This window comes from Wolbachia pipientis (assembly GCF_023661085.1).
Lineage (GTDB): Bacteria > Pseudomonadota > Alphaproteobacteria > Rickettsiales > Anaplasmataceae > Wolbachia.
Window position 1 is genome coordinate 1 of the sequence record NZ_JAHDJT010000148.1, and the last position, 2,433, is coordinate 2,433.

At 38.6% G+C, this 2,433-nt stretch carries 3 protein-coding genes; all 3 read right to left on the reverse strand.

Features of this window, described 5'->3' with window-relative positions:
• Positions 1-81: 81 nt before the first annotated feature.
• Genes DM84_RS06280 through DM84_RS06105 form a run of 3 tightly spaced genes read right to left on the reverse strand, consistent with a single transcriptional unit; the run spans position 82 to position 2,043 of the window.
• Positions 82-618: an HNH endonuclease gene (locus DM84_RS06280; RefSeq protein ID WP_250779017.1), complete on the reverse strand. Its 537-nt coding sequence runs from the start codon at positions 616-618 to the stop codon at positions 82-84.
• Positions 594-1,895 carry a reverse transcriptase/maturase family protein gene (locus DM84_RS05705; protein WP_250779018.1) on the reverse strand — a complete coding sequence of 434 codons (1,302 nt, stop codon included), beginning with the start codon at positions 1,893-1,895 and terminating at the stop codon, positions 594-596. The genes DM84_RS06280 and DM84_RS05705 overlap by 25 nt, the downstream gene beginning before the upstream one ends.
• A 25-nt stretch (positions 1,896-1,920) precedes the next feature.
• Entirely contained in the window at positions 1,921-2,043 is a 123-nt protein-coding gene (locus DM84_RS06105; RefSeq protein WP_284706156.1) for a hypothetical protein, read from the reverse strand.
• Between the last annotated feature and the right edge of the window lie 390 nt (positions 2,044-2,433).

The window sequence follows — 2,433 nt, forward strand, 5'->3', positions numbered from 1 at the left end:
GTAGAGTAGGCAGCCAGCGAGTTAGTCCATTCAGCACTTTTCCAACAGCCTCTCCCCGAACCACGCATGACCGTTTCCGTATCACGTGGCTCTCCGATAATCTCTACGTTTTAAGGAATCACCATCATATTTACCATATTGGATTTTCTTATGGCATTCATGACAAACAACAAGAGTTTTCCTCTGTCGTTCAGTCATTCTTTTCTTCCATTCAGGTAGTTCAGTATTATTTTTACTTCGCAGATCAGCAAGTTTACGTACATGGTGTACCTCAATTTGCTCTTGTGATTTACATAATTCACAAGTTTGCGCTAGTAGTCTTTGTATTACTTCGCTACGCTTATTCCATATTGGTATAACGTTATCATTTACACTAACCCATTTATTCCATTTTAGTGATACAGCACCAAAGTGTGTAATAAGTGGTATCTTTGGTGACAGACGATTTACTTTGACTTGAATTACTTTTCGTTTTTTTCCTTCATCATTTTCAATCACTGTACCAAACTTCCTGTAAATTTTCCTGCAAGTTGTTTTGTATTTTGATGCTAAGGTTTTTAATAATGATACTTCCATCACATATCTTAAATAACTTAATGTGTGAAGGTTGTAGGCCATTTTGTAGTTTGTACAACCCCTATAAGTTCAGATTGATACTGAGCAACAATACTGTAAGCTGTATCAACTGTACGTTGAGGTAAATGTATCGGCTTACCACATCGCATATATTCAGAACATTTCTTCTGTTTTATTTTATGTGGCACACATAAACCAACACTACCATTAATACATCGTTGTGTTCGATGATCATGTTTGTCATCTGCATGCAAAACGTGTATTTCATAACCCAAAAAATTGGCTTTGCTATCACACGCATGTGTAATAAATGTTTTATCTTCATTAAGCATAAGTTTGAGTTCTTCATTGAGAAACCTAGCAATCTCATTCTTAACTTGTTCAGCTTCATTCTTTGGTCCTGCAAACCCTACCAGAAAATCATCAGCATACCTAACATACCAAAGACGTCGATAATTTGGATCACAAGGGTCCTTAGATGGCATACTCTGCACTAATTGACGCAGTCGTTTTGCCTGATCCCAGTTTCCTTGTTTTCTCATCATCGATACTTGCACAGTTAACCTTAAATATTTTGGGTTTGTCCTTCTTCGTTTTCCTCGGTTATTTGCTGGTATGAGTACATGTTCCACATGTTTATCCAACCGATCAAGTAATATGTTACTCAGAATTGGACCAACAATAGAGCCTTGTGGTACCCCACTATGACTCGTATTGTACTTCCAGTTCTCCATATAACCTGCTTTTAACAGTCGATTGATCAATTGGATAAAACGGTTATCTTGGAAGTTTTCACTCAGTATTTTTAACAACACGGTATGATCGATTGAATCATAGCATGCACTGAGGTCCCCCTCGATAAACCATTTTGTACCTCTGCCTTTTTGCATTACTGCTCTTAATGCAGTATGGCATCCACGCTTTGGTCGGAATCCATGTGAACATTCGCTAAATTGTGGCTCATAGTATGCTTCCAACATTAATCGAATTACTTCTTGAAGTAACTTATTCGACCATGTTGGCAACCCTAACGGCCTTCGTTTACCGCTCTTCTTCAAAATGTAGATACGTTTTACTGGTGTCCATCGATATCGTTCATAGCGTAAATCCTCTATAATTTTATCGATCTTCTCCAATGACATACCATCAACTGTTTCAACTGTCACACCTTCTGTCATAGCACCCTTATTACGATAAAGTTTGCTATATGCTTGAAGGTAAAGATCTCGCTGATAAAGTAAGCGATATACGTTTGTTACCGGCAAATTCCTTTGTCCACGTTCACGTATAATGTTAAGTATTGTTTCAGCTTTCCGCATCTTGCGTACCTCCCAATTTCAACATTCAATTATCTGTCACCCTTTGCCCTGTATGTGGCTTTCCCACACTCCCTGGTGGTTCTTTTATTTCCACGACTACTACGATGACTCCGTAACCATAGAACTCTCGTCCCTTAGGCCATCCCATGTTCCGTCACTAAGAACTGTTCTAGATCAACTTAGGTTTTCCATTCATCCTCTTAAATAAGTTCATTACTTATCGTTCTACAGCCAGAATGTCACACAAACAAAACCCATAATTTGTACTTACTGTAGACATGGGGTTTTAGATGTGCTACCCATGAGTGTGACGTACCACTACTGAAGATTAGAATTCAAGCAGTTTAGCCTTAACCATATTGATCAGGTGTTGCAAGCCATTATCTTACACATCTTCAGATAATTCTCGCTTTACATACATGCTCTTGTCCTCCTTCCCTTTCGGGTTAAAGTTAGTTGTTCACCTCGAGGCCATTTATTCTGAACCTCGCTTAGCTTCGCTAAGTATTTCTTAATGCGTACCACGGCGCACGGTTTT

Excerpts from the sequence above, each read along its gene's own strand:
- DM84_RS06280 (WP_250779017.1), bottom strand. The coding sequence starts at position 618 with ATGGCCTACAACCTTCACACATTAAGTTATTTAAGATATGTGATGGAA.
- DM84_RS05705 (WP_250779018.1), bottom strand. The coding sequence starts at position 1,895 with ATGCGGAAAGCTGAAACAATACTTAACATTATACGTGAACGTGGACAA.
- DM84_RS06105 (WP_284706156.1), bottom strand. The coding sequence starts at position 2,043 with ATGGGATGGCCTAAGGGACGAGAGTTCTATGGTTACGGAGTCATCGTA.